The following is a 23,681-nucleotide window of genomic DNA, read 5'->3' as shown; positions in this document are numbered from 1 at the left end:
ATCAATTTAGCTGTTTGTGAGTTTAGGGCATGGCGGCGAGGACGGCGCTTGAGAGAGGAATAGCGATGAAGAAAGCAATTACCATCCTGGTGCTGACCATGGCCTTGGGCGCCTGCTCGCAAACGGAAAAGGGTGCTGCGATCGGCGGGTTGGGCGGTGCGGCTGTAGGCGCTGCTGTGGCCAACAACCCGACCCAAGGGGCCATTGTCGGCGGCGCTGTCGGCGCGGTGGCCGGCGCGCTGATCGGCCATGCCAGCGAAAGCGGCCAGTGCCGCTATCGCGACCGCTACGGCCGCGTCTACGTAGCGCGCTGCCCGTCCGGCTATTGAAGCATCGGATCGGACAAATCGAACAAAGAAAAACGGCGGGCCGATGCCCGCCGTTTTCATAAGCGACGAAGAACCGTGATTACTCGGCGCTGGCCGCTTCAACCTCGGCCGGCGCGGCGCTCGCCGCGGCAGCCGCAGCTGCGGCGTCTTCCTGGGCCTTCTTCAACAGGGTAGCGCGTTCCTGCGCCTTCTTGCCGGGCAGCGCCTTGTTCGGGTTCGAGCGGGCCTCGCGCTTGGCAATGCCGGCCTCGTCGAGGAAGCGCAGCACGCGGTCGGTCGGCTGGGCGCCATGCGACAGCCAGTGCTTGACGCGGCCGGCGTCGACCTTGACGCGCTCGCCGTCCTTCGGCAGCAGCGGGTTCCACGAGCCGAGCGACTCGATGAAACGGCCGTCGCGCGGCGAACGGGCGTCGGCGACGACGACGTGGTAGTAAGGACGCTTCTTCGAGCCCGCACGGGCCAGTCTGATCTTCAGTGCCATTTCTTTGTCTCCTAAAAGCTCTGATTTCGTTGATGAGTTTTCGGCTGGTTTCAGCCGGTTTTCGTCACGCCGTTGGCAGCGGCGATCTGTTCGTGGTGCCGGATCACTTCGCGGACGACGAAGTTGAGGAATTTCTCTGCGAAATCCGGGTCGAGATGCGCATCCTTCGCCAGCTGGCGAAGGCGGGCGATCTGCTGCTGCTCGCGCGCGGGGTCGGCGGGCGGCAGGCCATGCTCGGCCTTCAGAACGCCGACCGCCTTGGTGCAGCGGAAGCGTTCGGCCAGCATATGGATGAGGGCGGCGTCGATATTGTCGATCGAAGCGCGGTAGCCGGCCAGGATGGCGCGTGCATCGGCCATGTCTTTCTCCTCGTTCATCGCCCCTTCACTTCTTCTTGCCCAAACCGGGCAGCCCGCCGCCGCCCAGGCCCGGCAGACCCGGAAGCTTCATGCCGCCAGGCAGGCCCGGCAGTCCGCCGCCACCGGGAAGCCCGCCCGGCAGGCCCTTGCCGAGGCCGGCGGCCTGCGCCTGCTTCTGCAGGGCCTCGAGCTGCTTGGGATCCATCTTGGAAAGATCGGGCATGCCACCGCCGGGCATCATGCCGCCCAGCCCCATTTTCGAGGCGAGGCCGCCCATCATGCCGCGCATGAGGCCGCCGCCTTTGCCCTTGCCGCCCATCGCCTTCATCATGTCGGCCATGCCGCGATGCATCTTCAAGAGCTTGTTGATCTCGGCCGCGTCGGTGCCGGAGCCGGCGGCGATGCGCTTCTTGCGCGAGTGCTTGAGGATATCGGGATTGGCGCGCTCGGCCTTGGTCATCGAGGAGATGATGGCGAGCTGGCGGCCGAACATCTTGTCGTCGAGGCCGGCGGCGGCCAACTGGTCCTTCATCTTGCCCATGCCGGGCATCATGCCCATGATGCCGCCCATGCCGCCCATCTTCGACATCTGCTGAAGCTGCTGAGCGAGATCGTTCAGGTCGAACTTGCCCGACTGCATCTTCTTCGCCATCGCCGCCGCCTGCTCGGCGTCGATGGTCTCGGCAGCCTTCTCGACGAGCGAGACGATGTCGCCCATGCCGAGGATTCGGTCGGCGATGCGCTTGGGGTGGAATTCCTCCAGCCCGTCCATCTTTTCGCCGGTGCCGATGAGCTTGATCGGCTTGCCGGTGACGGCGCGCATCGACAGCGCAGCGCCGCCGCGGCCGTCGCCGTCCATGCGGGTCAGCACCAGGCCGGTGATGCCGACGCGTTCGTCGAAGCTTTTCGCCAGATTGACGGCGTCCTGACCGGTGAGCGAGTCGGCGACGAGCAGGATCTCGTGCGGGCTCGACACCTTCTTGATGTCGGCCATCTCGACCATCAGCGGCTCGTCGATATGGGTGCGGCCGGCGGTGTCGAGGATGACGACGTCATGGCCGCCGAGCCTGGCGGCCTGCACGGCGCGCTTGGCGATATCGACCGGGCTCTGGCCGGCGATGATCGGCAGCGTCGCGACCTTGGTCTGCTCGCCGAGCTGGCGCAGCTGCTCCTGCGCGGCGGGCCGCCGCGTGTCGAGCGAGGCCATCAGGACCTTCTTGTTCTGCCGCTCGGTCAGCCGCTTGGCGATCTTGGCCGAGGTCGTCGTCTTGCCGGAACCCTGCAGGCCGACCATCATGACGACGACGGGCGCCGGCGCGTTGAGGTCGACGGCCACGCCCTCGGCGCCGAGCATCTCGACCAGCTCGTCATGGACGATCTTGACGACCATCTGTCCGGGCTTGATCGACTTCAGCACCGCGGCGCCGACCGCCTTCTCGCGCACCTTGTCGGTGAAGGAGCGAACCACTTCCAGCGCGACGTCGGCCTCGAGCAGCGCGCGGCGCACCTCGCGCAAAGCCGCCGAGACATCCGCCTCGGACAGCGCGCCGCGACCAGTCAGGCCGTTCAGGATGGAGCCAAGACGCTCCTGGAGGGATTCAAACATCTGCGGTCCTTGATCTCGGTGGGGTTCGACCGAGAGGTAGTGCGTTCGCGCCGGGTCGCCAAGCAAAAGCGCAAAGCCAAAAAGCACCCGGGGGCGCATCGCGCTGCCGGGTGTTGGCCTCCAGGATCTCTTTACAGCAGCCGCCTCAAAGAGGCTTCGGCGTCCTGGTCGGCTTTCGCGAAAGAAAACTCGTCGCGGAATTCAGCGGCTCTAGACAGGAAATCGGCCGCGGAGTCAAGGCCAACGCATGTCGCGCAAGAGTGCGCAGCGGTTTTGCGGCGACGACATGCGTCAAGAAACTATGCTGGAATCCCGGCCAAAACGCCGCGATTGACGGCAGCTCAGCCCAGGCTCTGCTTGTTCGTGCCGACCCGCAGCGGCGAGCGCCGGTGCAAAAGCAGCAGCATCGTCAAAAGCGTGCTGACGACGCCGATCGCAGCGATGAGAACGGCGTCCAGATGGGTCCAGCCGGGACCTTCGAGGGGCTTGGCATTGAGCAGCGCGAAGGAATTGTAGGCCTCCTGGTGCGAGATCAGCAGGAAGCCGGTCAGGTTGTTGCCGAGATGGGCGCCGAAGCCGGCGCCGAGATTGCCGGTGACATAGACCAGGAGCGTCAGCAGCAGGGCGAATGTGCCGATCGAGATGAAGACACTGGCATTGATGGCCAGCGTCGAGGCCGTGTTCCAGTGCAGCGACGTGAACAGCAGGCCCGGCAGCGCCGCCCAGACCAGCGGGCTCCTGAAACGATGAGCGAGGGCGCGAAGCAGATAGCCGCGAAACAGCATTTCCTCCGACGAGGTCTGCAGGAAGGCGAGCAGCGCGATCGGCGCCAGGAAGAGCAGCCAGGACGAGAGGGCGATCGGTCCGCGCGCGATCTCCGGCTGCAGCCAATAGAGCAGCACCTCGGAAAACAGCGAGGTGATCAGCACCGCGACCAGGCCCTTGAGAAAATCGCCGCCCGCGATGCGGCGGCCGACGCCAAAGAGAGCCGACAGCGGCTCGCCATGCACCAAGCGCATCGCCACCCACAGGCCGATCCAGATGCCGGCAAAGGAGGTCAGCGCGCTGAGGATGCCGACGGGCGATGCCAGGAAGTCCTGCATATACTGCCCGGTCGAGGGGCCGGGCAGGCGCCAGACGAGGTAGACATAGGTGCCGGCAAACAGCACGACGGCCGTCGCCGCCATCCAGAAGGCAATGACGATTGCCGTGCCGAAGAACAGCCGCAGCAAAGTGGTCTTTTCGTTCGGCGAGCGGCGATAGCGCTCGAAGGCGGCATTTTCGATCGTCACGCGGCTCCTCTGCCGAAGGCTTAGGCTGTATTGTGTAGGAGGTCGGTGGTTAGCGCGCGATTACCTTGCTTTGAGCCGGGCCTGACTGGATCGCGTTGAGGGCACGAAACTCGAATTCGTACCACGGAACACTAACGCGCGATCACGACGGTGGGAGATTGGCTGGAACGCTATCTCGTCATCCACGGGCGGAGCAAGGAGCGAAGCGACGCGGCGCAGACCCGAGGATCCATTTCGTTACTTCCGAGCGTTGCCACAGTGCAGAATTCTGCTCCGCTGCGCTCTTCGGCCAAGGTAACGGCATGGATCCTCGGGTCTCCGCGTCCGCTTCGCTCCCGCTCCGCCCGTGGATGACGAAGTTCGGACGGTTCGGCCAATCCCCAACGTGTGCGGCTATGCGGGATTGCACCGACGCAACCGTGAGCGCCCAGCACGCAAGCAAACGGCCGCCATCCCGGCGGCCGTTTGTCTCTTGGCCACAATCAGCGCATCACATAGACGATGCGCCGCGTGCCGGGGTCGACCAGCGCCGGCTGGTTGTTCACATAGACATAACGATACCGGTAATCGGGAATCTCGCGCAGCTCGACCGTGTCGGGCAGCGTGGCTCCGGTCACCACCTCGCCCTCGAGATAGACCGGATCGACCCGGTGCGTGGTGACATAGGTGCCGACCTCGGCCGGCGGTCTGCCGATCGACTCGATGGTGTCGTCGCCGGGAACGATGGCGCCGGTGTAGCTGTCCGTGGTGTAGATGTTATCGGTCGGCGGCGACACGACGGCGATGCCGGCATTGGCCGGCCGGCGTGTCAGCACGACCCGGCTGCCGCCGAAATCGCCCGTCACATAGTCGGAATAGACCCAGCCATTGCCGCCCGCTTCGGCGATCGTGCACCATTTGCTGTTCTCGATGCAGCCGGTGAGCGTTGCCGACTGGCCGGCGGCCAGCACGCCAATCACGGGATATTGCGGGCCGGGGCCGGCGCGCACATTGAGATCGGCCACCGCCGAGACGGCAGTGTCGGCCAAGGCCGCGCCCGACATGGCGAACAGCGCGCCGGCAAGCGCCGGAAACAGTACGCGTTTCATGGTTTCACTCCGTTTTTCCACTCTCCCTCGCGGTCGGAAACGAAACCAAGGCTTAATGCGTTCCGGCTAAAGCGCCTTTCCGCCGCTCACGATTTGTTCCACGATTTCTCGGGGTTCCGGTCAAAACGGCGTGAGCGGGCGCAAGGCGCTTTAGCCGCGGCAAGTCCCGTCGGACCGGCGGCAACAACCACGATATCGACGTCTTCATGAGGCAAGTCCGCCACACCTGATGGCCGATCGCGGGCAAATTGCCCTTCTTTCGCCAGTGTCGGGTGTCACGTCCCCAGCGAGGGCGGTGACAACCGGGCGTTTCGCTGGCAAATTCGCCACCGGGACGTGATTCAAGGCAACCAGGAGAAGGACATGGCATTTTTTGCCAAAAGAAGGATTTTCGCGGGCGCCGCGGCGGTGGTGGCGATGCTTGGGCTGGCGACAGGCGCTGAAGCCGCGGCCAGCTGTGGCAAGAATGGCGCCGGCTTCGACGCCTGGAAGCAGGATTTTGCCGCCGAGGCCAGAGCCGAAGGCGTCGGCCAAAGGGGGCTTTCGGCGCTGGAGGGGGCGACCTACGCGACAAGGACGATTTCGGCCGATCGCGCCATCCACAAGGCTTTCAGCGGCTCGGTGGAGGCTTTCATGAAACGCCGCGGGGCGTCCGCGATCATCTCGAGAGGCCGCGCGCTGAAGAAGGCCAACGCGGCGATGTTCGCGAATATCGAGCGGACCTATGGCGTGCCGCCGGGCGTGCTGCTCGCCATCTGGGGCATGGAAACCGGCTTCGGCGCCTCGATGGGCAACCAGAACACGGTGTCGGCCATTCTGACGCTCGCCTATGACTGCCGCCGCCCGGACTATTTTACCCCGCATGCCATCGCGGCGCTGAAGCTCGTCGATCGCGGCGCGCTGAGCGCCTCCTCGGTCGGCGCCATGCATGGCGAGATCGGCCACACCCAGTTCCTGCCCGGAAATGTGCTGAAATATGGCGTCGGCAGCGGAAACCTGCGCGACCGCAACACGGCGCTGGCTTCCACCGCCAATTATCTCAAGGCGCATGGCTGGCATGCCGGCGCGAGCTATGAGGCCAATATGGGCGCGATCGCGGGCTGGAACTCGGCAAGCGTCTACCAGCAGGCCATCGCCCAAATAGCCGAGGCGATTGACGCGAACTGATCGAGATCGTCATTCCACGGAAAAGCTCGGCCACGCGCCGGGCTTTTTTGGCTTGGAGATTGGCGAAAACCGGGAAGTGGGAATCACTTCCCTCGGGGCCCTGGCGGAGATGTCGCCGCAGGCGACAGAGGGGTTCTTGCGCGTGAAGTGGCGACCTAACCTTCGTCATTCTAGGGCGGAGCAAGGAGCGAAGCGACGCGCGAAGACCCTAGAATCCATGCCGTGACATTGGCCGTAGACTGCTGCCGTCCAGAATAGCCGTTGGCGACAGCACCAGCTAAGATCGCAACATGACAGGCTATGTCTACATGACAGCAAGCCAGAAAGGCGGCACGATCTATATCGGTGTCACCAACGACCTCGCGCGTCGGATCCCGAGCACAAGACCGGCCAGGCTCGGCTTCGCCAGCCGTTACGGCGTGCAGCGTCTCGTCTGGTACAAGGAATTTTTCGACATCGCTGATGCCATCCAGCGTGAGACGCCATTGAAACGTTGGCCACGCCGATGGAAGGTTGAACTGATCGAGAAGAGCAATCCGGAGTGGTTCGAGCTCTTTCGCGGAATTGGCTGGTGAGCGTTCTGCACCGTGGCGGCGCTCAGGCGTCACGGCATGGATTCTAGGGTCTGCGCGCGTCGCTTCGCTCCTTGCTCCGCCCTAGAATGACGAAGAATCGGTGGGCGGGACAGCACCCCCTCTGCCCTGCCGGGCATCTCCCCCGCAAGGGGGGAGATCAGCAGCGTCAGCGACGGTTCCTTGCCGCCAGCGTCCTCAGCCTCAATCCATTCAGTCGGATAAACCCTTCGGCATCCTTCTGGTCGTAGGCGCCGCGGTCATCCTCGAAGGTGACCAGCGCATCGGAATAGAGCGTCTTCTTCGACTTGCGGCCGGTGACGATGACATTGCCCTTGTAAAGCTTCAGCCGCACGGTGCCTTCGACATCGTCCTGGCTCTTGTCGATCATCGCCTGCAGCATGACGCGCTCGGGCGAGAACCAGAAGCCGTTATAGATGAGCTCGGCATAGCGCGGCATGAGCTCGTCCTTGAGGTGGGCAGCGCCCCGGTCGAGCGTGATCGATTCGATCGCCCGGTGGGCGGCGATCAGGATGGTGCCGCCGGGCGTCTCATAGACGCCGCGCGACTTCATGCCGACAAAACGGTTCTCGACCAAGTCGAGGCGGCCGATGCCGTTGTCGCGGCCAAGGTCGTTGAGCGCCGCCAGCATGGTGGCCGGCGACAGCTTCTTGCCGTTGAGCGCGACCGGATCGCCCTTGAGGAATTCGATCTCGATCTCGGTGACGACATCGGGCGCATCCATCGGCGAGACGGTGCGCTGATGCACGAATTCCGGCGGCTCGCTCCACGGATCCTCCAGCACCTTGCCTTCGGAGGAGGAGTGCAGGAGGTTGGCGTCGACTGAGAAGGGCGCGTCGCCGCGCTTATCCTTCGGCACCGGGATCTGGTGCTGCTCGGCGAAATTGAGAAGGTCGGTGCGCGACTTGAACGACCAATCGCGCCACGGCGCTATCACCTTGATATCTGGGTTGAGCGCGTAAGCCGAAAGCTCGAAGCGGACCTGGTCGTTGCCCTTGCCGGTGGCGCCATGGGCAATGGCGTCGGCGCCGGTTTCCTTGGCGATATCGACCAGGTGCCTGGAGATCAGCGGCCGGGCAATCGAGGTGCCGAGCAGGTAGGTGCCTTCATAGACGGCGTTGGCGCGGAACATCGGGAAGACGAAGTCGGCGACGAACTCCTCGCGCACGTCGACGATGCGGATGTCGTTGATGCCCATCATCTCGGCCTTGCGGCGCGCCGGCTCGAGCTCACCACCCTGGCCGAGATCGGCGGTGAAGGTGACGACTTCGGCGCCGAGCTCGGTCTGCAGCCATTTCAGGATGATCGAGGTGTCGAGGCCGCCGGAATAGGCGAGCACGACTTTCTTGACGTTCTTGGTTTTGGACATTTTTGGCGGTTCCGCGGGAAAATAACTTCGCGGGCGAGGTATCACGGCCTTTCCGGGCGGCGCAAGAGACGAACAGCCGCGTGCTATGGCTCAGAGGCTGCAGTTAGAAATCTTTGGACGTTTGCGCCGCCCCTCATCTGGCTGCCGCCATCTTCTCCCCGTGAACGGGGAGAAGGGGCTGTCATCGTCGCTTTCGCCAATCTCCAACGTTGCAGGGATGCGCCAAGGTTGCGGCCGGCCTCTTTCTTCCCGTAAACGGGGAGAAATGCCCGGCACGGCAATGAGGGGCGGCGCCGACATCAACGATTGCCTGAAGAAAGCGTCCTGGAGGCTGGTTGTTGCCAATGCTGGACCAGAGGCTGCGCCGACCAGTCGCTGGCATCGGCAAGGCAGCTGCGTTATAGAAACCAGTCTTCCCGCAGGGGCTTCCCCATGTCCTTCATTCCCGACACTTCGACGCTGATCCAGTTCGCCATCGCCACGGTGATCCTGGCGATCACGCCTGGGCCGGACATGACGCTGTTCGTGTCGCGCACGCTGAGCCAGGGCCGCGCCACCGGCTTTGCCTCCATGGTCGGCGCGCTCTGCGGCACACTGATCCACACCACCCTGGTGGTCGTCGGCATCTCGGCGCTGATCGTCGCTTCGCCGATGGCCTTCTTCATCTTGAAGATTTTTGGCGCCGGCTATCTGGTGTTCCTGGCTTTTCAGGCGATCGCCAAGGGCTCGGCTTTTTCGCCGGTGAAGAAAACCGGACCGCAGGTCTCGTTGTTCCGCAGCTGGGCGGCCGGGCTCGGGGTCAACCTGCTCAACCCCAAGATCATCCTGTTCTTCATGACCTTTCTGCCGCAATTCGTCTCCGCGCACGATCCGAATGCGTCCGGAAAGTTGTTCTTCCTCGGCGTGATGTTCATCGTGCTGTCGATCCCGGTGACGGCGCCGATGGTGCTGGCGGCGGAGAAGTTCTCGGCGGCGATGAAGGCAAGCCCGCGGGTGACGCGTGTGGTCGACTACCTGTTCGGCGGCGTGTTCTCGGCCTTCGCGCTCAAGATCCTGACCGCGCAGGCGAAGTAGGCTTCCATCGCCCCTCCGGCGCTGTTTCAGAGAAAAGTCCTTGACCTGGAGTTACTCCAGGACGGTAGCCTGGTCTGCACAGTGTAAACCAAGGGCAAGGCATGCGGATTTCAGAGGCTGCGTCCACCAGCGGACTCAGTATCGATACCATCCGATACTATGAAAAGGCGGGGCTGCTTCCGCCGGTCGAACGCGGAAGAGATGGCAAGCGTCGCTTTTCGGCGGTGGACGTCGATTGGCTCGTCCTGCTGTCGTCCCTGCGCGACACCGGCATGCGGATGGAAACGATGCGGTACTTTGCGTGCCTCTACCAAAGGGGCAACGAAACGATCCCAGAGCGAAGGCGAATTCTTCTGGGCCACTCCGAACAGCTCGACAAGCAACGCGTGGTCCTGGACCGTTGTGCCGAAATCCTTGCGCACAAGCTGAAGCGGTATGACGAGATCGCGGCGTCGTGAGGATTGTCGTTGTCGGTGCCGAGGGCGACATCGGCAAAGCCGTGTGCGCCGAGCTGGAAAGTCGCCACGAGATCATCAGGGCAGGGCGCTCCAGCGGCGATATCCGGGTCGACATGGCGAACCGCGCATCGGTCGATGCCATGTATGCAAGTTGCGGCAAAGTGGATGCCGTCGTTTCGACAGCAGGCGACGTTCATTTCAGCCCGTTGCACGATTATACGGAAGAGAGTTTCATGCTCGGCCTCAGGAACAAGGTGCTGGGGCAGGTCAATCTGGTCCTGGCGGGACTTGATATCGTCAACGAGGCGGGATCCTTCACCTTGACGAGCGGCGTGCTGGACCGCGATCCAATCCGAACGGGGGCGGCGGCTGCGACGGCGAATGGCGCTCTTGGCGGCTTCGTCGTCGGCGCGGCAATCGAAATGCCGCGTGGTCTGCGCATCAACGTGGTGAGCCCGGGGCTTCTGGACGTTTCCGCGCCGCGCTATGGAGAATGGTTTCCCGGCCACGAACCCGTTTCTTCGAAACGGGTCGGTCTTGCCTACGCGAAGAGCGTCGAGGGAGCCATCACCGGAAAGGTGATCGTTATCGGATAGGCTGCTCCGGCATGCGCCAGTGAGTGTTCCGGCGGGCTGGCCGGCACGTTCCCACGCTTAAGCCAGCGGATCAAGCAACGGCTCGCGCCGCCAGCTTCCGGCCCAGCGGCCGGCGGAGATCCAGTAGAAGATGCCACCGACCATGCCGGCGCCGATCACGGCCAATCTGGCGTTGGTTTCGGTGACGTCGAAATTGGCGTCGCCCACATTAGGCACGAAGCCGAGGAAAACGACGGCGATGACGGCGCCGCCGAGCGCGTAGAACAGCCAGTCGCGCCGGCCGAGCACCTCGGCGATCAAAATGACGACCGCCGCCGGCATGAAGGCGAAATAGGCGACGAACAGCGCCACGAAAGGCACCGAGAAATAGAGCGACGCGGTGGCCGTCGGCTGCGGATCGGCCGGGGTGTAGCCCAGATGCGCCAGGACCAGGATGTTGAGGAAGGCGCTCGCCGCCAGCGAGCCGACGACATAGCCGATCAGGATGACGGCGAAGCGAATGATGTAGGCGACGAGGCGCCTCACGCCTCGCCGTGCCCTGCGATCATCATGGCTTCCAGCGCCAGCCGGTCGACCTTGCGCATGCGCTCGGACTCCGACTTCAGCTGGCCGCAAGCGGCGAGGATGTCGCGGCCGCGCGGGGTGCGGATCGGCGAAGCATAGCCGGCATTGTTTATGTAGTCGGCAAACTTCTCGATCGTCTCCCAGTCCGAGCACTGGTAGTTGGTGCCGGGCCACGGGTTGAACGGGATCAGGTTGATCTTGGCCGGAATGCCCTTCAAGAGCTTCACCAGCGCCTTGGCGTCGTCGAGGGAATCGTTGACATCCTTCAGCATCACATATTCGAAGGTGATGCGCTTGGCGTTGGAGAGGCCGGGATAGGCCTTGCAGGCGGCGATCAGCTCCTTCAGCGGGAACTTCTTGTTGATCGGCACCAGCAGGTCGCGCAGGTCGTCATTGGTGGCGTGCAGCGAGATCGCCAACATCACGCCGATCTCCTCGCCGGTGCGGAAGATTTCCGGCACCACGCCGGAGGTCGACAGCGTGATCCGCCGCTTCGACAGCGACAGCCCGTCGCCATCGGAGGCGATCAGCAGCGCCTTCTTCACCGCCTCGAAATTGTAGAGCGGCTCGCCCATGCCCATCATGACGATGTTGGACACCTTGCGACCCTCTGCCGGCACGATGGCGCCGTCCGGCGTGTCGCGGTCGGGGAAATCGCCGAGGCGGTCGCGCGCGGTGAGCAATTGCGCCAGGATCTCCTCGGCGGTGAGGTTGCGCACCAGCTTCTGCGTGCCGGTGTGGCAGAAGGAGCAGGTCAGCGTGCAGCCGACCTGCGAGGAGATGCAGAGCGTGCCGCGGCCTTCCTCGGGAATGTAGACGGTCTCGATCTCGACCGGACGGCCGGCGCCGCGCGGCGGAAAGCGGAACAGCCATTTGCGCGTGCCATCGGCAGAGATCTGCTCCTCGACGATATCGGGCCGGGCGACGGTGAAATGCCTGTCGAGCACGGCGCGCAGGTCCTTGGAGATGTTGAACATATGCGCGAAGTCGGAAACGCCGCGCACATACATCCAGTGCCAGAGCTGCTGGGCGCGCATTTTTGCCTGGCGCTCGGGCACAATGCCGGCGTCGACAAGCGCTTCGCCGAGCTCGGCGCGGGTCAGGCCGATCAGCGACGGCTTCTCGGCCGGTGCTGCGCGGCGCAAGGCATCACGAGCGCCTTCGGCGGTAAGATCAAGCGAAACGGTCATGGTGGCGCCAATATAAGCGATTTGCGGCCGATTTCAGCACCGGCCGCCAGGAAGCGCGGCGCATAGCACAGCTCGGCGCCGGAGTCATGGGTGCGCTTTGCCCTTCTCCCCTTGTGGGAGAAGGTGGATCGGCGCGCAGCGCCGAGACGGATGAGGGGTGTTCCAGCGGAGTGAAACGCTGGCTTTCCCTGGAGCACCCCTCATCCGTCGCCTTCGGCGACACCTCTCTCCCACAAGGGGAGAAGGAGGAGCCGCGACTGGCGATGGCCCTCACGCTTGAGCATCCGCCTTGCGGCGATGGTCGCTGACTTGCTGGCCGTCTTCTGGATGCAGGAAGAAGAACCCTGGAATGGAAAGCAGCGGGATGACTGGCGCAGAGGTCAACAAATTATGACACCTGCCTGGGCCAGGGGCGGAACGCTGCCGGCTGCTGCCACCTGAAAACCGATCACATCTTCGTGTTGGCGTAATCAATCGAAACGCGTGCGCGAACCTGAAAGGGGCGACCATGCCCCTCAACAATGGGAGTTGTTCAATGCACTCGATCAAGTTCGCGCTCATTGCCGGCCTCGCCGGTCTTTGCGCCTCGCAAGCTTTTGCCGAGGACACGATGGGCGCCATGACGATGATGAAGGGCGGGCAGGTCACCGCGATCATGCCGGACGGCCACATGGGCACCATGATGCCGGACGCCAAGATGAGCGCCGACATGATGAAGATGGCCAAGCCGATCAAGCATTGCATGATGATGATCACCGACGCCAAGGGCAAGGCCTACATGGTCGACACGTCGACCAAGAAGGCCCAGGCCGAATGTGAAAAAATGGCGATGTGACCTCGCCGATCCCGCGTGCCGACCTCCCCGCCGGCCGGTGCGCCGGCGGGTTATCCGCCATCCGGCATGCCCTGTGCCGCGACTCATGAGCACCGTTCCTTGACCTGACTGCGATAGTGTCGGGCTCGCCCTCGCGGGTTGATCGGCCCGGCGAGTGTGCTAGGGCGGGTGACCATCAAGAGGACGGTCATGGCCGGCATATCGCGAAAATCCCGCATGCTGCGGCGTTCCCACGCCATGTGGATGTCGCGGCGCGTCTGGCAGCCGCGCCTCGTCTTCTGGGCCGGCGCCATCTCGATCGGCCTGATCAGCGTCCTGTTCGCATTGCTCGCCGACCGGGCGCAAGCCCTGTTCCATGTCATGACGGGCAATGACGGCGGCTGGCGCTTCTACCTGCCGCTCGTCGTGACGCCGCTCGGTTTCGTCTTTTGCGCCTGGCTTGCGCATTCCTTTTTTCCGGGATCGCAAGGCAGCGGCATTCCGCAGGCGATCGCGGCGCGGCATCTGCGCGACGAGGACGATCGCAGCCACATCCTGTCGCTCAGGCTGGTGGTCGGCAAGATCGCGCTCACCATCGTCGGCCTCGCCTGCGGCGCCTCGATCGGGCGCGAGGGCCCGACAGTGCAGGTCGGCGCTTCGCTGATGCTGCAGGCGGCGCGCTGGGGCGGCATGGCGCAGGCGCGTGGCCTGATCCTGGCGGGCTCCGCCGCCGGCATCGCCGCCGCCTTCAACACGCCGCTTGCCGGTATCGTCTTCGCCATCGAGGAAATGGGCCGGGCCTACGAGGCGCGCACCAACGGGCTGGTGCTGACGGCGGTGATCCTGGCCGGCCTCGCCTCGCTCGGGCTGCTCGGCAACTACACCTATTTCGGCGTCGCCAGGGACACGGTCGCCTTCGCCACGGACTGGCCGCTGGTGCTCGCCTGCGGCATCATCGGCGGCGGTGTCGGCGCGCTGTTCTCGCTCTTGGCGCTGAAAGTCATGCGCCGCATCCGGCGCTGGAATGCGCTGCAGCCGCTGCCGCGCGCGCTGGTCGTAGCGGCTGTCTGCGGCCTGGCCGTCGCCGCGATCGGCATCGCCTCCGGAGGATCGACCTTCGGCACGGGCTACACGCAGGCGCGCGGCGCGATCGAAGGCACGCCGCTGCCGGCCTTCTTCTTCGTCGAGAAATTCGCCGCCGGCCTGCTGTCGATGGTATCGGGCATTCCAGGCGGCCTCTTCGCGCCGTCGCTGGCGGTGGGCGCGGGGCTGGGCAGCACGCTCGGCCTGGTCTTCGGCACGGCCACGGGAACCGCGGCGCTGCTCGGCATGGCCGGCTATTTCGCCGGCGTCGTGCAGGCGCCGATGACGGCCTTCGTCATCATCCTGGAAATGACCGGCAACCACGACAATGTGATCGCGCTGATGTGCGCGGCGATGCTCGGCTACGGCACGGCGCGGCTGATCTCCAACGAACCGCTCTACCACGCGCTGTCGCGCGTCTTCATCGCCGAGGCGATCCGGCGGCGACGGGCGGAGATTCCGGCACAGGGCTGAGCGCCATCCCAAACAACAGGCCGGGCATGATGTCCGGCCTTGCGTCAGGTTCGAACGCGGTTCCCGCTTATTTGCACTTGGCGATCGAGGCCAGCGCGGCCGAGATGCCCTTCAGCGAGAAGACGTAGGAAGTGGGGTTGCCGCGGCCGGACTTGGCCTGCACCTTCATGTCGGAGCCCGTCTTCATGGCGGCAATAAGCACCGGCTCTTCCGCGGCGTTCTCGACCCAGGCCGACTTGCCGCGGGTGAACATCGAGAAGCTCTTCTTGTCGATGGTGACCGTGGCCTTCGAGCCTTCCTGGAAGTTGTAGCCGGCGATGAATTGAGGCTCGTAGGAGACCTGCTGTCCGGGCCGCTGGCTGACGAAGAAGAACATGTCGCCATGGTCGAGCGACGGGGGCTGCTTGTCGGTGGGCACGGTCAGCACATAGCAGACCTTGCCGGCGGCCGACTGATAGCTGTAGGTGCCCCAGGCGTTGTGCTGGCCGATCTTGGTTGCCTGCTGCGCCAACGCCGGCGCCGCCGAGGCCGCCAGGACCAGGCTGGAAACTATAGCAATCAATCCGCGCATCGTTCTTCCCGTATTCCAAATGGTGCGGAGGCGGGCCGCGTGGCGTCCTGCCGTCGCTTCATTTTGATTTAATCAGGGTTACCAAACGGTGAATTGTCCTCGAAGAAAAGGAACCCACCCCAGGAAACCGCCACCATCCGCGCCGCCACTGTGGATTGATGCCGGCGCGACGTCCCGGCGCGGAGTTGGATGCCACGAAAACGGCAAGAGTTTGTCTTTTCGCCCGCGCCGATTGCGGGCCTGAAGCGAGCCGGGATCAGCTCTTGTCCGCCAGCGCCTCTTTGGCCGCCTGCCTGTGCGCAGGCGTGATGTGGGCGCTGACGGCCGTGATCGCCGCCGTCAGCACGGCAAGGTCGTCGGTGAAGCCGAGGCCGAAGATGAAGTCGGGGATGAAATCCACCGGCAGGACGAAATAGCCGAGCGCGGCGAGCAGGATACCCTTGGCGCGCAGCGGCGTGTCCCTGTCCATGGCGCAATAATAGGCGGCGACAACCTCGTCCATGAACGGAATCTGCCGCGCCGCCTTCTTGGCGGTGCGCCAGAATTTTTCGCGCACCTCGCCCTCGCCGGCGAGCTTGTCGCCGAAGCCGAAGAAGTCGAAACCGGTACCTTGCGCCATCAGTCGCTCCCTGGCCGCGCGTCCTCGCACGCCGGCCTGCGGCGACAGATGTGGTGAAAGCGGGGGGCTGCTGCAAGAGTTTGGGGGTGTGTCGACCTAAAAATCGAATTTGGCAGCGCTGACAATTGTGTAAGCCGAGTTGGCAATCGCAACGTTGGAGACTGGTCGGATTGTTCCTCCCGTCGTCATTCTATGGCGGAGCAAGGAGCGAAGCGACGCGCGCAGACCATAGAATCCTTTCCGTGACGTCGAGGCGTTGCCACGATGCGGAATTCTGCTCCGCTGCGCTCTTCGGCCAAGGTCACGGAATGGATCCTCGGGTCTGCGCTCCGCTTCGCGTCGCTCCGCCCGCGGATGACGAGGTTGAGAGGCTTCGGCCAATCGCGAATGTTCGCCGCTTTCTGCACTGCCCCGACGCTCGTAGGCCACGGAATGGATTCCAGCGTCTGCGCGCGTCGCTTCGCTCCTTGCTCCGCCCTGGAACGACGAAGTCCGCTCGCCCTCAGCCGAAATAGACGTTCATCCGCTTGGCGAGCTCGATGTCCAGCGCCGTGACGCCGCCTGCGTCATGCGTGTTCAGCGTCACGTCGACGGTCTTGTAGACATTCGACCAGTCCGGGTGATGGTCCATCTTTTCGGCCGCCAGCGCCACGCGCGTCATGAAGGCAAAGGCCTCGGAGAAATTCTTGAAGACGAAGCTGCGCTTGATGGAGGCGCCGTCGGCGGCGAGCGACCAGCCGTCAAGTTCCGCAAGCGCGGCGACGATCGCTTCCTTGTTGAGTTTTTCCCTGTTCATGTCCGGTCCCTGTGCTATTCGCAGATGATCCAACCATAGCGCCGGATCGATGAGCGCAAAGCCCATAAAATCCATTCTGTTCGTCTGCCTTGGCAACATCTGCCGCTCGCCGTTAGAGCGCCGCGCGTCCTTTGGACGCGCAAAGGACGCTCTAACACTTTGAATCGGCGCATCGTGCTTTTCCGAAAATCGATTCCGATTTTCGGGCCGATGCGCTGGCCGAGGGCGTGCTTCGAGCGGTCTTGGGCGAGGGCGGGGAGGAACGGGGTCTGGTGATCGATTCGGCCGGGACGGGCGGCTGGCATGCCGGCCAGGAGCCGGACCGGCGCTCGATCGCGGTGGCGGCAAGGCACGGCGTTGACATTTCAGGACAGCGGGCGCGCAAGGTGCTGCCGGAGGATTTTTCGCGTTTCGACCTGATCCTCGGCATGGACAAGGCGAATGTGCGCGACCTCAAGGCGCTGGCCCCGCAGGCCGCGCACGACCGCATCCATCTTTATCTGGATTTTGCCGCGGGAAAGGCAGTGGACGTTCCCGATCCCTATTACGACGGCGCCGAGGCCTTCGCCTCGGTCTACCGCATGATCCGCGAGGCGTCGGATGCGCTGGCGAAGCGGCTCGGGGCCAGCGCTTCGCCGACCAGCGGCCAGGCTTCCTCGACGATGTAGGGGCCGCCGCCGACCGAATCGCGCGACGACATCAGGACGAAGCGGCCGACGCGGAAGGGCAATGCCGCGAAATTGCCGCGCGCCGAAAGATATTGCGCGACGTCGAGCGGGCTCCCATTGCGCAGACGCGCCAGCGTCACATGCGGCGAAAACTTGCGTGGGTCGGCCGGCAGGCCGAGCCGCTGGCAGATGCGGTCGATCTCGCCCTGCAGCGCCGTCAGGTCAGGCGAGGCCGACACGCCGGCCCACACCGCATGCGGCTTCTTGCCGCCGAAGGCGCCGACGCCGGCGAGCGTGAGCTGGAAAGACGGGCGGTCGACGCGGTCGAGGGCGTTGGCGATCTCGTCGGCGACATGGCCCTCGACATCGCCGATGAAGCGCAGCGTCAGGTGGTAGTTTTCGACGTCGATCCAGCGCGCTCCGGGCAGCCCGCCCCGGAGCAGGGACAAAGAGAGAGCAGCATCACGCGGAATTTCGAGGGCGGTGAAAAGACGTGGCATGTGAAGCCTCCTGTCCTCGAATCGAAACTCTCGTTCCTAGCGAATCATCGATATTGGCGCGGGGCAAGAGGTTTGTTGTCCACAAAGTTTCCCCAGCGGAAAGCGTGGCATTACGGACTCATGATGGCCCCCCATTGTCGGCGATCGCCTTTTCGACCACGGGCAGGATGCGCTCGACCATGACGTCGACACCCCGGGGATTGGGATGCAGGCCGTCTCCCAGCTGCAGGTCGGGGTGGCCGGCGACGCCGTCGAGGAAGAACGGATAGAGCGGAACGCCGTATCTTTCGGCAAGCCTCGGATAGATGGCGTCGAAGACCTTCTGGTAGTCGGCGCCGAGATTGGGAGCGGCGCGCATGCCGGCGAGAAGCGCCGGGATGTTGCGCTGCTTCAGCTTGCCCAGCATCGCGTCGAGGTTCTTCTCGGCGATCTCGGGCGAGACGCCGCGCAGCATGTCGTTGGCGCCGAGCTCGAGGATCACCAGCCTTGTGCCGTCCGGCACCGACCAGTCGAGCCGCGCCAGCCCGCCGCTCGAGGTGTCGCCCGACACGCCGGCATTGGCGACGGCGACGTCGAGGCCCTTTGCCTTCAGGGCCGCCTGCAGCCTGTCGGTGAAACCCTGGCCGGGTCCAAGGCTGTAGCCAGCCATCAGGCTGTCGCCGAAGCCGACTATGGTGAAGGTTGCGGCGCGCGCCGGCGAGATGGCGGCGCAAAGGCCGAGGAAAAGGATGAGGGCTGCGGCAAAACGGTGTTTGAAAGCCATGCGGCGAGCCCCATATGACCGGAACAATCCAAGGGAGGAGACAGCGGCCGTCTCCTTTTTTCACATGTAGGGCGCTTTCATTGTGACAGAAGCCGTCATCGCGCTGAGGGACATATCGCTGAGGCTCGGCGAGGGCGCGTCATCCGTCCATGTGCTGCAGGGCGTGAGCCTCGACGTGGCGGCCGGCGAAGCGACCGGCATTGTCGGTCCGTCGGGCTCGGGAAAGTCCACCCTGCTGATGGTCCTTGCCGGCCTGGAAAGGGTCGCTTCGGGCACAGTCCGGATCGCCGGCGAGCTGATCAATGACAAAAGCGAGGATCAGATTGCCTCGTTTCGGGGGCGAAACATCGGTATCGTCTTCCAGTCCTTCCATCTCATCCCCAATATGACGGCGCTGGAAAATGTCGCCGTGCCGCTCGAGCTTGCCGGCCATTCCGATCCGTTCGGCGTGGCCGCGCGCGAGCTCGCGGCCGTCGGCCTGAGCGACCGCGTGACGCACTATCCGGGCGAGCTTTCCGGCGGCGAGCAGCAGCGCGTGGCGATTGCACGGGCGCTGGCGCCGTCGCCGCGCATTCTTATCGCCGATGAACCGACCGGCAATCTCGACCAGGTGACGGGAAAGCAGATCGCCGATCTCCTGTTCGCCAAGGCGGCGGAGCGCGGCATGACGCTGGTGCTGGTGACGCATGATCCCGCGCTGGCCGGGCGTTGCGCGCGCCAGGTGTCGATGCGTTCGGGGCGGATCGAGGATGCGCCTTTGCTCAAAGTGACGGCATAGAGGCATGGCGGCCTCCTCGCTTCGAACCCTGAAGCTCGCCATCCGCTTCTCGCTGCGCGAGATGCGCGGCGGCCTGTCCGGCTTCATGATCTTCCTGGCCTGCATCGCGCTGGGCGTCGCGGCGATCGGCGGCGTCAATTCGGTGGCGCAAGCGATCTCGGCCGGCGTCGCCAATCAGGGCCAGACGCTGCTCGGCGGCGATTTGCGCTTCCAGGTCAACCAGCGCAGCGCTTCGGATGCGGAGCTCGGCTTCATCAAGGGCCTCGGCGCGGTCTCGTTCAATTCCGGCATGCGCTCGATGGCACGGCTGGAGGACGGCTCGGACCAGGCGCTGGTCGAGGCGAAGGCCGTGGACGACGCCTACCCGCTCTTCGGCGCCCTGGAAACCGATCCGGCGCTGCCGAAGGAGCAGTTGTTCGGCGAAAGATCCGGCGTGTTCGGCGCCGCCGCGCCCGACCTGTTGTTCGACCGGCTCAACCTCCACATCGGCGACAGGCTGAAGCTCGGCGGCGCCGTTTTCGAACTGCGGGCGAGGCTGGTCAGCGAGCCCGATGCGGTCTCGGACGGTTTCGGCTTCGCGCCGCGGCTGATGATTTCGCGCCAGGGCCTTGCGGCATCCGGCCTTGTGCAGCTCGGCAGCCTGGTCGAGAACGCATATAAGGTGCGGCTGCCCGAGGGGACGTCCGAGGCGCGGATCAAGGATATCCAGGCTCAAGCCGCGAAGGATTTCCCGCAGGCCGGCTGGTCGATCCGCACACGCAGCAACGCCGCCCCCGCGCTCTCCGCCAATATCGAGCGCTTCTCGCAGTTCCTGACGCTCGTCGGGCTGACGGCGCTGGTGGTCGGCGGCGTCGGCGTGGCCAACGCCGTGCGCGCCTATCTCGACGGCAAACGCGGCGTCATCGCCACCTTCAAGAGCCTCGGCGCCTCGGGCGGCTTCGTCTTCACCGTCTATCTGGTGCAGATCCTGTTGATCGCGGGCCTCGGCATCGTGCTCGGTCTTATCGTCGGCGCCGCGATGCCGTTCGTGGCGAGCGCGCTGCTGCAGTCGGTCATCCCCGTGCCGGCGCAAGGCGGCTTCTATCCCGGCGCGCTTGCTCTTGCCGCGCTATTCGGCCTGCTGGTGACGCTGGCTTTCGCGCTCTTGCCGCTCGGCCGCGCCCGCGACGTGCCGGCAACCGCGTTGTTCCGCGAAATGGGCTTTGAAAGCCGGGGCCTGCCGCGCCTGCCCTATACGGGCGCGGCGCTCGCGATCGTGCTGGCGCTGGCGGCGTTGGCGATCCTTTCAGCCAACGACTACCGCATCGCCTCGATCTTCGTCGGCGCCACGGTCTTCGCCTTCCTGGTGCTGCGGCTGGTGGCGACGCTGGTGCAATGGGCCGCTAGGAAAAGTCCACGCGTGCGTTTCGTGTCGCTGCGGCTGGCGCTCGGCAACATCCACCGTCCCGGCGCGCTGACGCCCTCGGTGGTGCTGTCGCTCGGCCTCGGGCTGACGCTTCTCGTCACCTTGGCGCTGATCGATGGGAATCTCAGGCGGCAGATCTCCGGCAGCCTGCCCGAGCGGGCGCCGAACTTCTTCTTCGTCGACATCCAGAGCAGCGATGTCGATGCCTTCGCCAACCTTGTCGGCAAGGAGTCGCCGCGGGGAACGCTGGTCAAGGTGCCGATGCTGCGCGGCCGCATCATGGCGCTCAACGGCGTCGATGTCGACAAGGTGAAGATCCCGGCCGACGGCGCCTGGGTGCTGCGCGGCGACCGCGGCCTGACCTATGACGCGAGAAAGCCGGACAACGCGACGCTGACCGAAGGAGCGTGGTGGCCGCAGGATTATTCCGGCGAGCCGCTGGTGTCGTTTTCGGCCGAGGAGGGCAAGGCGATCGGGCTGAAGCTCGGCGACACCGTCACCGTCAACGTGCTCGGCCGCAATGTCGCGGCGAAGATCGCCAATTTCCGCCAGGTCGAGTGGGAGACGATGGGGATCAATTTCGTCATGGTGTTCTCGCCCAACACCTTTGCCGGGGCGCCGCATGGCTGGCTGGCGACACTGACCGACAAACAAGCCACCACGGCTGACGACGCAAGGCTGCTCAACGCCGTCACCCGCGCCTTTCCCGCGGTGACGACGGTGCGCGTCAAGGACGCGCTCGACATCGTCAACCGGCTGGTCGCGCAATTGGGCACGGCGATCCGCGCCGCGGCCGGCGTGGCGCTGATCGCCTCGGTGCTGGTGCTCTCCGGCGCTTTGGCCGCCGGCAACCGGGCGCGCATCCACGACGCGGTGGTGCTGAAGACGCTCGGCGCGACGCGCAGGACGCTGATTGCGGCCTTCTCCCTGGAATATATGCTGATCGGCCTTGCGACCGCGCTGTTCGCGCTCGTCGCCGGCGGCATCGCCGCCTGGTTCGTGGTCGCGCATATCATGACGCTGCCGTCGCATTTCATGCCGGAAGTGGCGGTGGCGACGATCCTGGTTTCGCTGGCGGTCACCGTCGGCATCGGCCTTGCCGGCACCTGGCGGGTGCTCGGCCACAAGGCAGCGCCGGTGCTGCGCAACCTCTGACGGAGGGGCCGAGAGCCGCCCGCCCGGTTAAATCTTTGTAAGCCCGGTTAAATTTTTGTAAGAATGCCGCCCGAAAGACCCGAAAAGCGGCCTTTTGCCATCTCACGAAGCGTTGCGCCTCGTTACCGTCTTGTTCTTGACGTCGAGAACGCTCATATTTTGCGCAGGCATGCTGGAGCCCCGCCAGCGGCGCCTGGTCTCAAAAGACCTGTCACCGGACGGGGCAGAAGCAACAGAGGATTTCCAATGGCTGATCCCATTCGCAACTACCAGACGTCCGCCGCCCCCGGCGCGCGCGTCGATATTGATCAGGGCCTGCGCGCCTACATGATCAAAGTCTACAACCTCATGGGGCTTGGCCTTTTGATCACCGGCCTTGCCGCCTGGGGCGCCTTCCAGCTCGCCATCACCGGCGACGGCCAGCTGACCGCTTTCGGCCAGCTGATCTATGCAAGCGCGTTCCGCTGGGTCGTCATCCTGGCGCCGCTCGCCGCCGTGATGTTCCTGTCGTTCCGCATCCAGTCGATGAGCGTGGGCGCGGCGCAGGCCACGTTCTGGGTCTATGCCGGCCTTGTCGGCCTGTCGCTGTCGACGATCTTCCTCGTCTACACCGGCACCAGCATTACCCAGACCTTCTTCGCCACGGCCGCGGCCTTTGGCGGCCTGTCGCTCTACGGCTACACGACCAGGCGCGACCTGTCGGCGTTCGGCTCGTTCCTGATCATGGGCGTGATCGGCCTGCTGATCGCGATGCTGATCAACATCTTCCTGCAGTCGTCGGCGCTCGCTTTCGCTATCTCGGCGATCGGCGTGTTGGTGTTCGCGGGCCTGACCGCCTACGACACGCAGAAGATCAAGGAGATGTATTTCGAGGGTGACGTCGCTGACGTCGCCGGCCGCAAGGCGATCATGGGCGCGCTGCGCCTCTATCTCGACTTCATCAACCTGTTCATGTTCCTGCTGCAGTTCATGGGCGACCGCCGCTAGAGCAGTTCGCCGTTTCACGGAAACGGCGAACCACTCTATCTTCTTGTTTAACGCAATTCCGGACGGAAAACCGCGCACACTTTTCCTGGAATTGCTCTGAGGGCGGTTACCCTGGTTTCAGTGGACCATAGATTTGCGAAGGGCGGCCCAACGGCCGCCCTTTCTTTTCGCGCAGTCCTCTGCTGTTATCGAGGCAGCAAAGAGAACTGCACAAATTATGAGCACCATTGTCATCAGACCTGCCATCGCGGCCGACCTCGACCGAATCACCGAAATCTATGCCGATGCGGTCACGCACGGTACGGCAAGCTACGAGCTGGAGCCGCCGAGCCGCGCTGAAATGGGCAACCGATTCGACAACCTGGCGGCGGGCGGCTTTCCTTATCTGGTGGTGGAGAAGGACGGCATCGTGCTTGGCTATGCCTATGCCGGGCCGTTCCGGCCGCGCCCCGCCTACCGATTCGTCATCGAGGATTCGGTCTATGTCGCGCCGGAGGCCAAGGGGCAGGGCGTGGGCTTGCTGCTGATGCGTGCGCTGATCGAGGCGGCGCGCGCGGCGGGCTTCCGCCAGATCATCGCGGTCATCGGCGACGGCCACGCGGACAGTGCCTCGGTGCGGCTGCACGAGAAGCTCGGCTTCCGCCATTCCGGGCGCCTGGAAGGATCCGGCTACAAGCATGGACGCTGGCTGGACACGGTGTTCATGCAGCTTTCGCTGAATGGCGGCGCGGAATTGCCGCCCGATCCGGATTCGCTGCCGGAGCGAAGGTTTCGGGGGATGGGGAATTGAGGAATTGGAGAACTGGGGAATTGGAGAATTGGAAAGGCATTCAGGGCCGATTTAGCCGCCTTCTTCCTTTTCTCCAGTTCCTCAATTCTTCAGTTCTCCAGTTCCTCTTCTT

General features: G+C 64.5%; 26 protein-coding genes. 13 read left to right on the top strand and 13 right to left on the bottom strand.

The window, feature by feature from the left end; genetic code table 11:
- Positions 1 to 65: 65 nt before the first annotated feature.
- Positions 66 to 329, top strand: a complete 264-nt coding sequence (locus FJW05_RS19560) for a YMGG-like glycine zipper-containing protein (protein ID WP_140547045.1) — start codon at positions 66 to 68, stop codon at positions 327 to 329.
- A 79-nt stretch (positions 330 to 408) separates the two neighbouring features.
- Here FJW05_RS19560 and rpsP read toward each other — a convergent pair whose 3' ends face one another.
- The 5 genes from rpsP to FJW05_RS19535 all read right to left on the bottom strand — a co-directional run bounded on the left by rpsP (position 409) and on the right by FJW05_RS19535 (position 5,155).
- Entirely contained in the window at positions 409 to 810 is a 402-nt protein-coding gene (gene rpsP, locus FJW05_RS19555; RefSeq protein ID WP_140634949.1) for a 30S ribosomal protein S16, read from the bottom strand.
- A gap of 50 nt (positions 811 to 860) precedes the next feature.
- Positions 861 to 1,187, bottom strand: a complete 327-nt coding sequence (locus FJW05_RS19550) for a chorismate mutase (protein WP_095770012.1) — start codon at positions 1,185 to 1,187, stop codon at positions 861 to 863.
- A gap of 7 nt (positions 1,188 to 1,194) precedes the next feature.
- Positions 1,195 to 2,775, bottom strand: a complete 1,581-nt coding sequence (ffh, locus tag FJW05_RS19545; RefSeq protein ID WP_140634947.1) for a signal recognition particle protein — start codon at positions 2,773 to 2,775, stop codon at positions 1,195 to 1,197.
- Between the two features lie 341 nt (positions 2,776 to 3,116).
- Complete coding sequence (locus FJW05_RS19540) at positions 3,117 to 4,067, bottom strand: CPBP family intramembrane glutamic endopeptidase (RefSeq protein ID WP_140634945.1); 951 nt, start codon at positions 4,065 to 4,067, stop codon at positions 3,117 to 3,119.
- Positions 4,068 to 4,549: 482 nt separating this feature from the next.
- Positions 4,550 to 5,155 (bottom strand): DUF1236 domain-containing protein, encoded by a 606-nt coding sequence (locus FJW05_RS19535; protein WP_140546505.1) that lies wholly within the window; start codon positions 5,153 to 5,155, stop codon positions 4,550 to 4,552.
- Between the two features lie 363 nt (positions 5,156 to 5,518).
- Here FJW05_RS19535 and FJW05_RS19530 point away from each other — a divergent pair, with 363 nt between their 5' ends.
- Positions 5,519 to 6,322 carry a lytic transglycosylase domain-containing protein gene (locus FJW05_RS19530; protein WP_140634943.1) on the top strand — a complete coding sequence of 268 codons (804 nt, stop codon included), beginning with the start codon at positions 5,519 to 5,521 and terminating at the stop codon, positions 6,320 to 6,322.
- Positions 6,323 to 6,612: 290 nt separating this feature from the next.
- On the top strand, positions 6,613 to 6,897 hold the full coding sequence (locus tag FJW05_RS19525; protein ID WP_140634941.1) for a GIY-YIG nuclease family protein: 285 nt from the start codon (positions 6,613 to 6,615) through the stop codon (positions 6,895 to 6,897).
- 166 nt (positions 6,898 to 7,063) lie between these two features.
- Here the strand turns inward: FJW05_RS19525 and FJW05_RS19520 are convergent, their stop codons facing one another.
- Entirely contained in the window at positions 7,064 to 8,284 is a 1,221-nt protein-coding gene (locus FJW05_RS19520; protein ID WP_140634939.1) for an argininosuccinate synthase, read from the bottom strand.
- Between the two features lie 432 nt (positions 8,285 to 8,716).
- On the opposite strand from FJW05_RS19520, the gene FJW05_RS19515 reads away from it, so the two are divergent.
- The 3 genes from FJW05_RS19515 (at position 8,717) to FJW05_RS19505 (ending at position 10,412) form a co-directional block, all read left to right on the top strand.
- Positions 8,717 to 9,358: a LysE family translocator gene (locus FJW05_RS19515; protein ID WP_140634937.1), complete on the top strand. Its 642-nt coding sequence runs from the start codon at positions 8,717 to 8,719 to the stop codon at positions 9,356 to 9,358.
- Positions 9,359 to 9,459: 101 nt separating this feature from the next.
- Complete coding sequence (locus FJW05_RS19510; protein WP_140546501.1) at positions 9,460 to 9,816, top strand: MerR family transcriptional regulator; 357 nt, start codon at positions 9,460 to 9,462, stop codon at positions 9,814 to 9,816.
- A complete protein-coding gene (locus FJW05_RS19505; protein WP_140634935.1) occupies positions 9,813 to 10,412 on the top strand; it encodes a short chain dehydrogenase in 600 nt (199 codons plus the stop codon). The genes FJW05_RS19510 and FJW05_RS19505 overlap by 4 nt, the downstream gene beginning before the upstream one ends.
- Positions 10,413 to 10,469: 57 nt before the next feature.
- Here FJW05_RS19505 and FJW05_RS19500 read toward each other — a convergent pair whose 3' ends face one another.
- Positions 10,470 to 10,937, bottom strand: coding sequence for a hypothetical protein (locus FJW05_RS19500; protein ID WP_140634933.1), 468 nt, complete (start codon positions 10,935 to 10,937; stop codon positions 10,470 to 10,472).
- Positions 10,934 to 12,166, bottom strand: a complete 1,233-nt coding sequence (gene rlmN / locus FJW05_RS19495) for a 23S rRNA (adenine(2503)-C(2))-methyltransferase RlmN (RefSeq protein ID WP_140634931.1) — start codon at positions 12,164 to 12,166, stop codon at positions 10,934 to 10,936. The genes FJW05_RS19500 and rlmN overlap by 4 nt, the downstream gene beginning before the upstream one ends.
- 535 nt (positions 12,167 to 12,701) lie before the next feature.
- Here rlmN and FJW05_RS19490 point away from each other — a divergent pair.
- Both FJW05_RS19490 and FJW05_RS19485 read left to right on the top strand, forming a co-directional pair.
- The gene (locus FJW05_RS19490) at positions 12,702 to 13,001 is read left to right on the top strand and encodes a hypothetical protein (protein WP_140634929.1); all 300 of its coding nucleotides are present in this window, start codon (positions 12,702 to 12,704) and stop codon (positions 12,999 to 13,001) included.
- Positions 13,002 to 13,190: 189 nt separating this feature from the next.
- Positions 13,191 to 14,537 carry a chloride channel protein gene (locus tag FJW05_RS19485; protein ID WP_140634927.1) on the top strand — a complete coding sequence of 449 codons (1,347 nt, stop codon included), beginning with the start codon at positions 13,191 to 13,193 and terminating at the stop codon, positions 14,535 to 14,537.
- Between the two features lie 67 nt (positions 14,538 to 14,604).
- Here FJW05_RS19485 and FJW05_RS19480 read toward each other — a convergent pair whose 3' ends face one another.
- From FJW05_RS19480 to FJW05_RS19470, 3 genes are all read right to left on the bottom strand, one after another.
- Positions 14,605 to 15,108: an invasion associated locus B family protein gene (locus FJW05_RS19480; protein WP_095769999.1), complete on the bottom strand. Its 504-nt coding sequence runs from the start codon at positions 15,106 to 15,108 to the stop codon at positions 14,605 to 14,607.
- A 256-nt stretch (positions 15,109 to 15,364) separates the two neighbouring features.
- Positions 15,365 to 15,727, bottom strand: a complete 363-nt coding sequence (locus FJW05_RS19475) for a YkvA family protein (protein WP_140634925.1) — start codon at positions 15,725 to 15,727, stop codon at positions 15,365 to 15,367.
- Between the two features lie 502 nt (positions 15,728 to 16,229).
- Entirely contained in the window at positions 16,230 to 16,523 is a 294-nt protein-coding gene (locus FJW05_RS19470) for a 4a-hydroxytetrahydrobiopterin dehydratase (RefSeq protein ID WP_095769998.1), read from the bottom strand.
- A gap of 188 nt (positions 16,524 to 16,711) precedes the next feature.
- Between FJW05_RS19470 and FJW05_RS19460 the strand changes: the two genes are divergently transcribed.
- A complete protein-coding gene (locus FJW05_RS19460; protein WP_140634923.1) occupies positions 16,712 to 17,191 on the top strand; it encodes a low molecular weight protein-tyrosine-phosphatase in 480 nt (159 codons plus the stop codon).
- Here FJW05_RS19460 and thpR read toward each other — a convergent pair.
- Both thpR and FJW05_RS19450 read right to left on the bottom strand, forming a co-directional pair.
- On the bottom strand, positions 17,098 to 17,691 hold the full coding sequence (gene thpR, locus FJW05_RS19455) for an RNA 2',3'-cyclic phosphodiesterase (protein WP_140546940.1): 594 nt from the start codon (positions 17,689 to 17,691) through the stop codon (positions 17,098 to 17,100). The genes FJW05_RS19460 and thpR overlap by 94 nt on opposite strands.
- A gap of 118 nt (positions 17,692 to 17,809) precedes the next feature.
- Positions 17,810 to 18,454, bottom strand: a complete 645-nt coding sequence (locus FJW05_RS19450; RefSeq protein ID WP_140546941.1) for an arylesterase — start codon at positions 18,452 to 18,454, stop codon at positions 17,810 to 17,812.
- 82 nt (positions 18,455 to 18,536) lie between these two features.
- Here FJW05_RS19450 and FJW05_RS19445 point away from each other — a divergent pair, with 82 nt between their 5' ends.
- The 4 genes from FJW05_RS19445 to FJW05_RS19430 all read left to right on the top strand — a co-directional run bounded on the left by FJW05_RS19445 (position 18,537) and on the right by FJW05_RS19430 (position 23,569).
- Complete coding sequence (locus FJW05_RS19445; protein WP_140634921.1) at positions 18,537 to 19,232, top strand: ABC transporter ATP-binding protein; 696 nt, start codon at positions 18,537 to 18,539, stop codon at positions 19,230 to 19,232.
- 4 nt (positions 19,233 to 19,236) lie between these two features.
- Complete coding sequence (locus FJW05_RS19440; RefSeq protein WP_140634919.1) at positions 19,237 to 21,792, top strand: ABC transporter permease; 2,556 nt, start codon at positions 19,237 to 19,239, stop codon at positions 21,790 to 21,792.
- Between the two features lie 246 nt (positions 21,793 to 22,038).
- On the top strand, positions 22,039 to 22,779 hold the full coding sequence (locus FJW05_RS19435) for a Bax inhibitor-1/YccA family protein (RefSeq protein WP_140546944.1): 741 nt from the start codon (positions 22,039 to 22,041) through the stop codon (positions 22,777 to 22,779).
- A 217-nt stretch (positions 22,780 to 22,996) separates the two neighbouring features.
- Positions 22,997 to 23,569, top strand: a complete 573-nt coding sequence (locus FJW05_RS19430; protein ID WP_140634968.1) for a GNAT family N-acetyltransferase — start codon at positions 22,997 to 22,999, stop codon at positions 23,567 to 23,569.
- The last annotated feature ends 112 nt before the right edge of the window (positions 23,570 to 23,681 follow it).

Source organism: Mesorhizobium sp. B2-9-1, from assembly GCF_006439455.1.
Lineage (GTDB): Bacteria > Pseudomonadota > Alphaproteobacteria > Rhizobiales > Rhizobiaceae > Mesorhizobium.
This window is presented reverse-complemented; position numbering and strand designations above follow the sequence as displayed.

Coding starts and splice junctions, on each gene's coding strand:
- FJW05_RS19560 (WP_140547045.1), top strand. CDS start 66: ATGAAGAAAGCAATTACCATCCTGGTGCTGACCATGGCCTTGGGCGCC.
- rpsP (WP_140634949.1), bottom strand. CDS start 810: ATGGCACTGAAGATCAGACTGGCCCGTGCGGGCTCGAAGAAGCGTCCT.
- FJW05_RS19550 (WP_095770012.1), bottom strand. CDS start 1,187: ATGAACGAGGAGAAAGACATGGCCGATGCACGCGCCATCCTGGCCGGC.
- ffh (WP_140634947.1), bottom strand. CDS start 2,775: ATGTTTGAATCCCTCCAGGAGCGTCTTGGCTCCATCCTGAACGGCCTG.
- FJW05_RS19535 (WP_140546505.1), bottom strand. CDS start 5,155: ATGAAACGCGTACTGTTTCCGGCGCTTGCCGGCGCGCTGTTCGCCATG.
- FJW05_RS19530 (WP_140634943.1), top strand. CDS start 5,519: ATGGCATTTTTTGCCAAAAGAAGGATTTTCGCGGGCGCCGCGGCGGTG.
- FJW05_RS19525 (WP_140634941.1), top strand. CDS start 6,613: ATGACAGGCTATGTCTACATGACAGCAAGCCAGAAAGGCGGCACGATC.
- FJW05_RS19520 (WP_140634939.1), bottom strand. CDS start 8,284: ATGTCCAAAACCAAGAACGTCAAGAAAGTCGTGCTCGCCTATTCCGGC.
- FJW05_RS19515 (WP_140634937.1), top strand. CDS start 8,717: ATGTCCTTCATTCCCGACACTTCGACGCTGATCCAGTTCGCCATCGCC.
- FJW05_RS19510 (WP_140546501.1), top strand. CDS start 9,460: ATGCGGATTTCAGAGGCTGCGTCCACCAGCGGACTCAGTATCGATACC.
- rlmN (WP_140634931.1), bottom strand. CDS start 12,166: ATGACCGTTTCGCTTGATCTTACCGCCGAAGGCGCTCGTGATGCCTTG.
- FJW05_RS19490 (WP_140634929.1), top strand. CDS start 12,702: ATGCACTCGATCAAGTTCGCGCTCATTGCCGGCCTCGCCGGTCTTTGC.
- FJW05_RS19485 (WP_140634927.1), top strand. CDS start 13,191: ATGGCCGGCATATCGCGAAAATCCCGCATGCTGCGGCGTTCCCACGCC.
- FJW05_RS19480 (WP_095769999.1), bottom strand. CDS start 15,108: ATGCGCGGATTGATTGCTATAGTTTCCAGCCTGGTCCTGGCGGCCTCG.
- FJW05_RS19475 (WP_140634925.1), bottom strand. CDS start 15,727: ATGGCGCAAGGTACCGGTTTCGACTTCTTCGGCTTCGGCGACAAGCTC.
- FJW05_RS19470 (WP_095769998.1), bottom strand. CDS start 16,523: ATGAACAGGGAAAAACTCAACAAGGAAGCGATCGTCGCCGCGCTTGCG.
- thpR (WP_140546940.1), bottom strand. CDS start 17,691: ATGCCACGTCTTTTCACCGCCCTCGAAATTCCGCGTGATGCTGCTCTC.
- FJW05_RS19450 (WP_140546941.1), bottom strand. CDS start 18,454: ATGGCTTTCAAACACCGTTTTGCCGCAGCCCTCATCCTTTTCCTCGGC.
- FJW05_RS19440 (WP_140634919.1), top strand. CDS start 19,237: ATGGCGGCCTCCTCGCTTCGAACCCTGAAGCTCGCCATCCGCTTCTCG.
- FJW05_RS19435 (WP_140546944.1), top strand. CDS start 22,039: ATGGCTGATCCCATTCGCAACTACCAGACGTCCGCCGCCCCCGGCGCG.
- FJW05_RS19430 (WP_140634968.1), top strand. CDS start 22,997: ATGAGCACCATTGTCATCAGACCTGCCATCGCGGCCGACCTCGACCGA.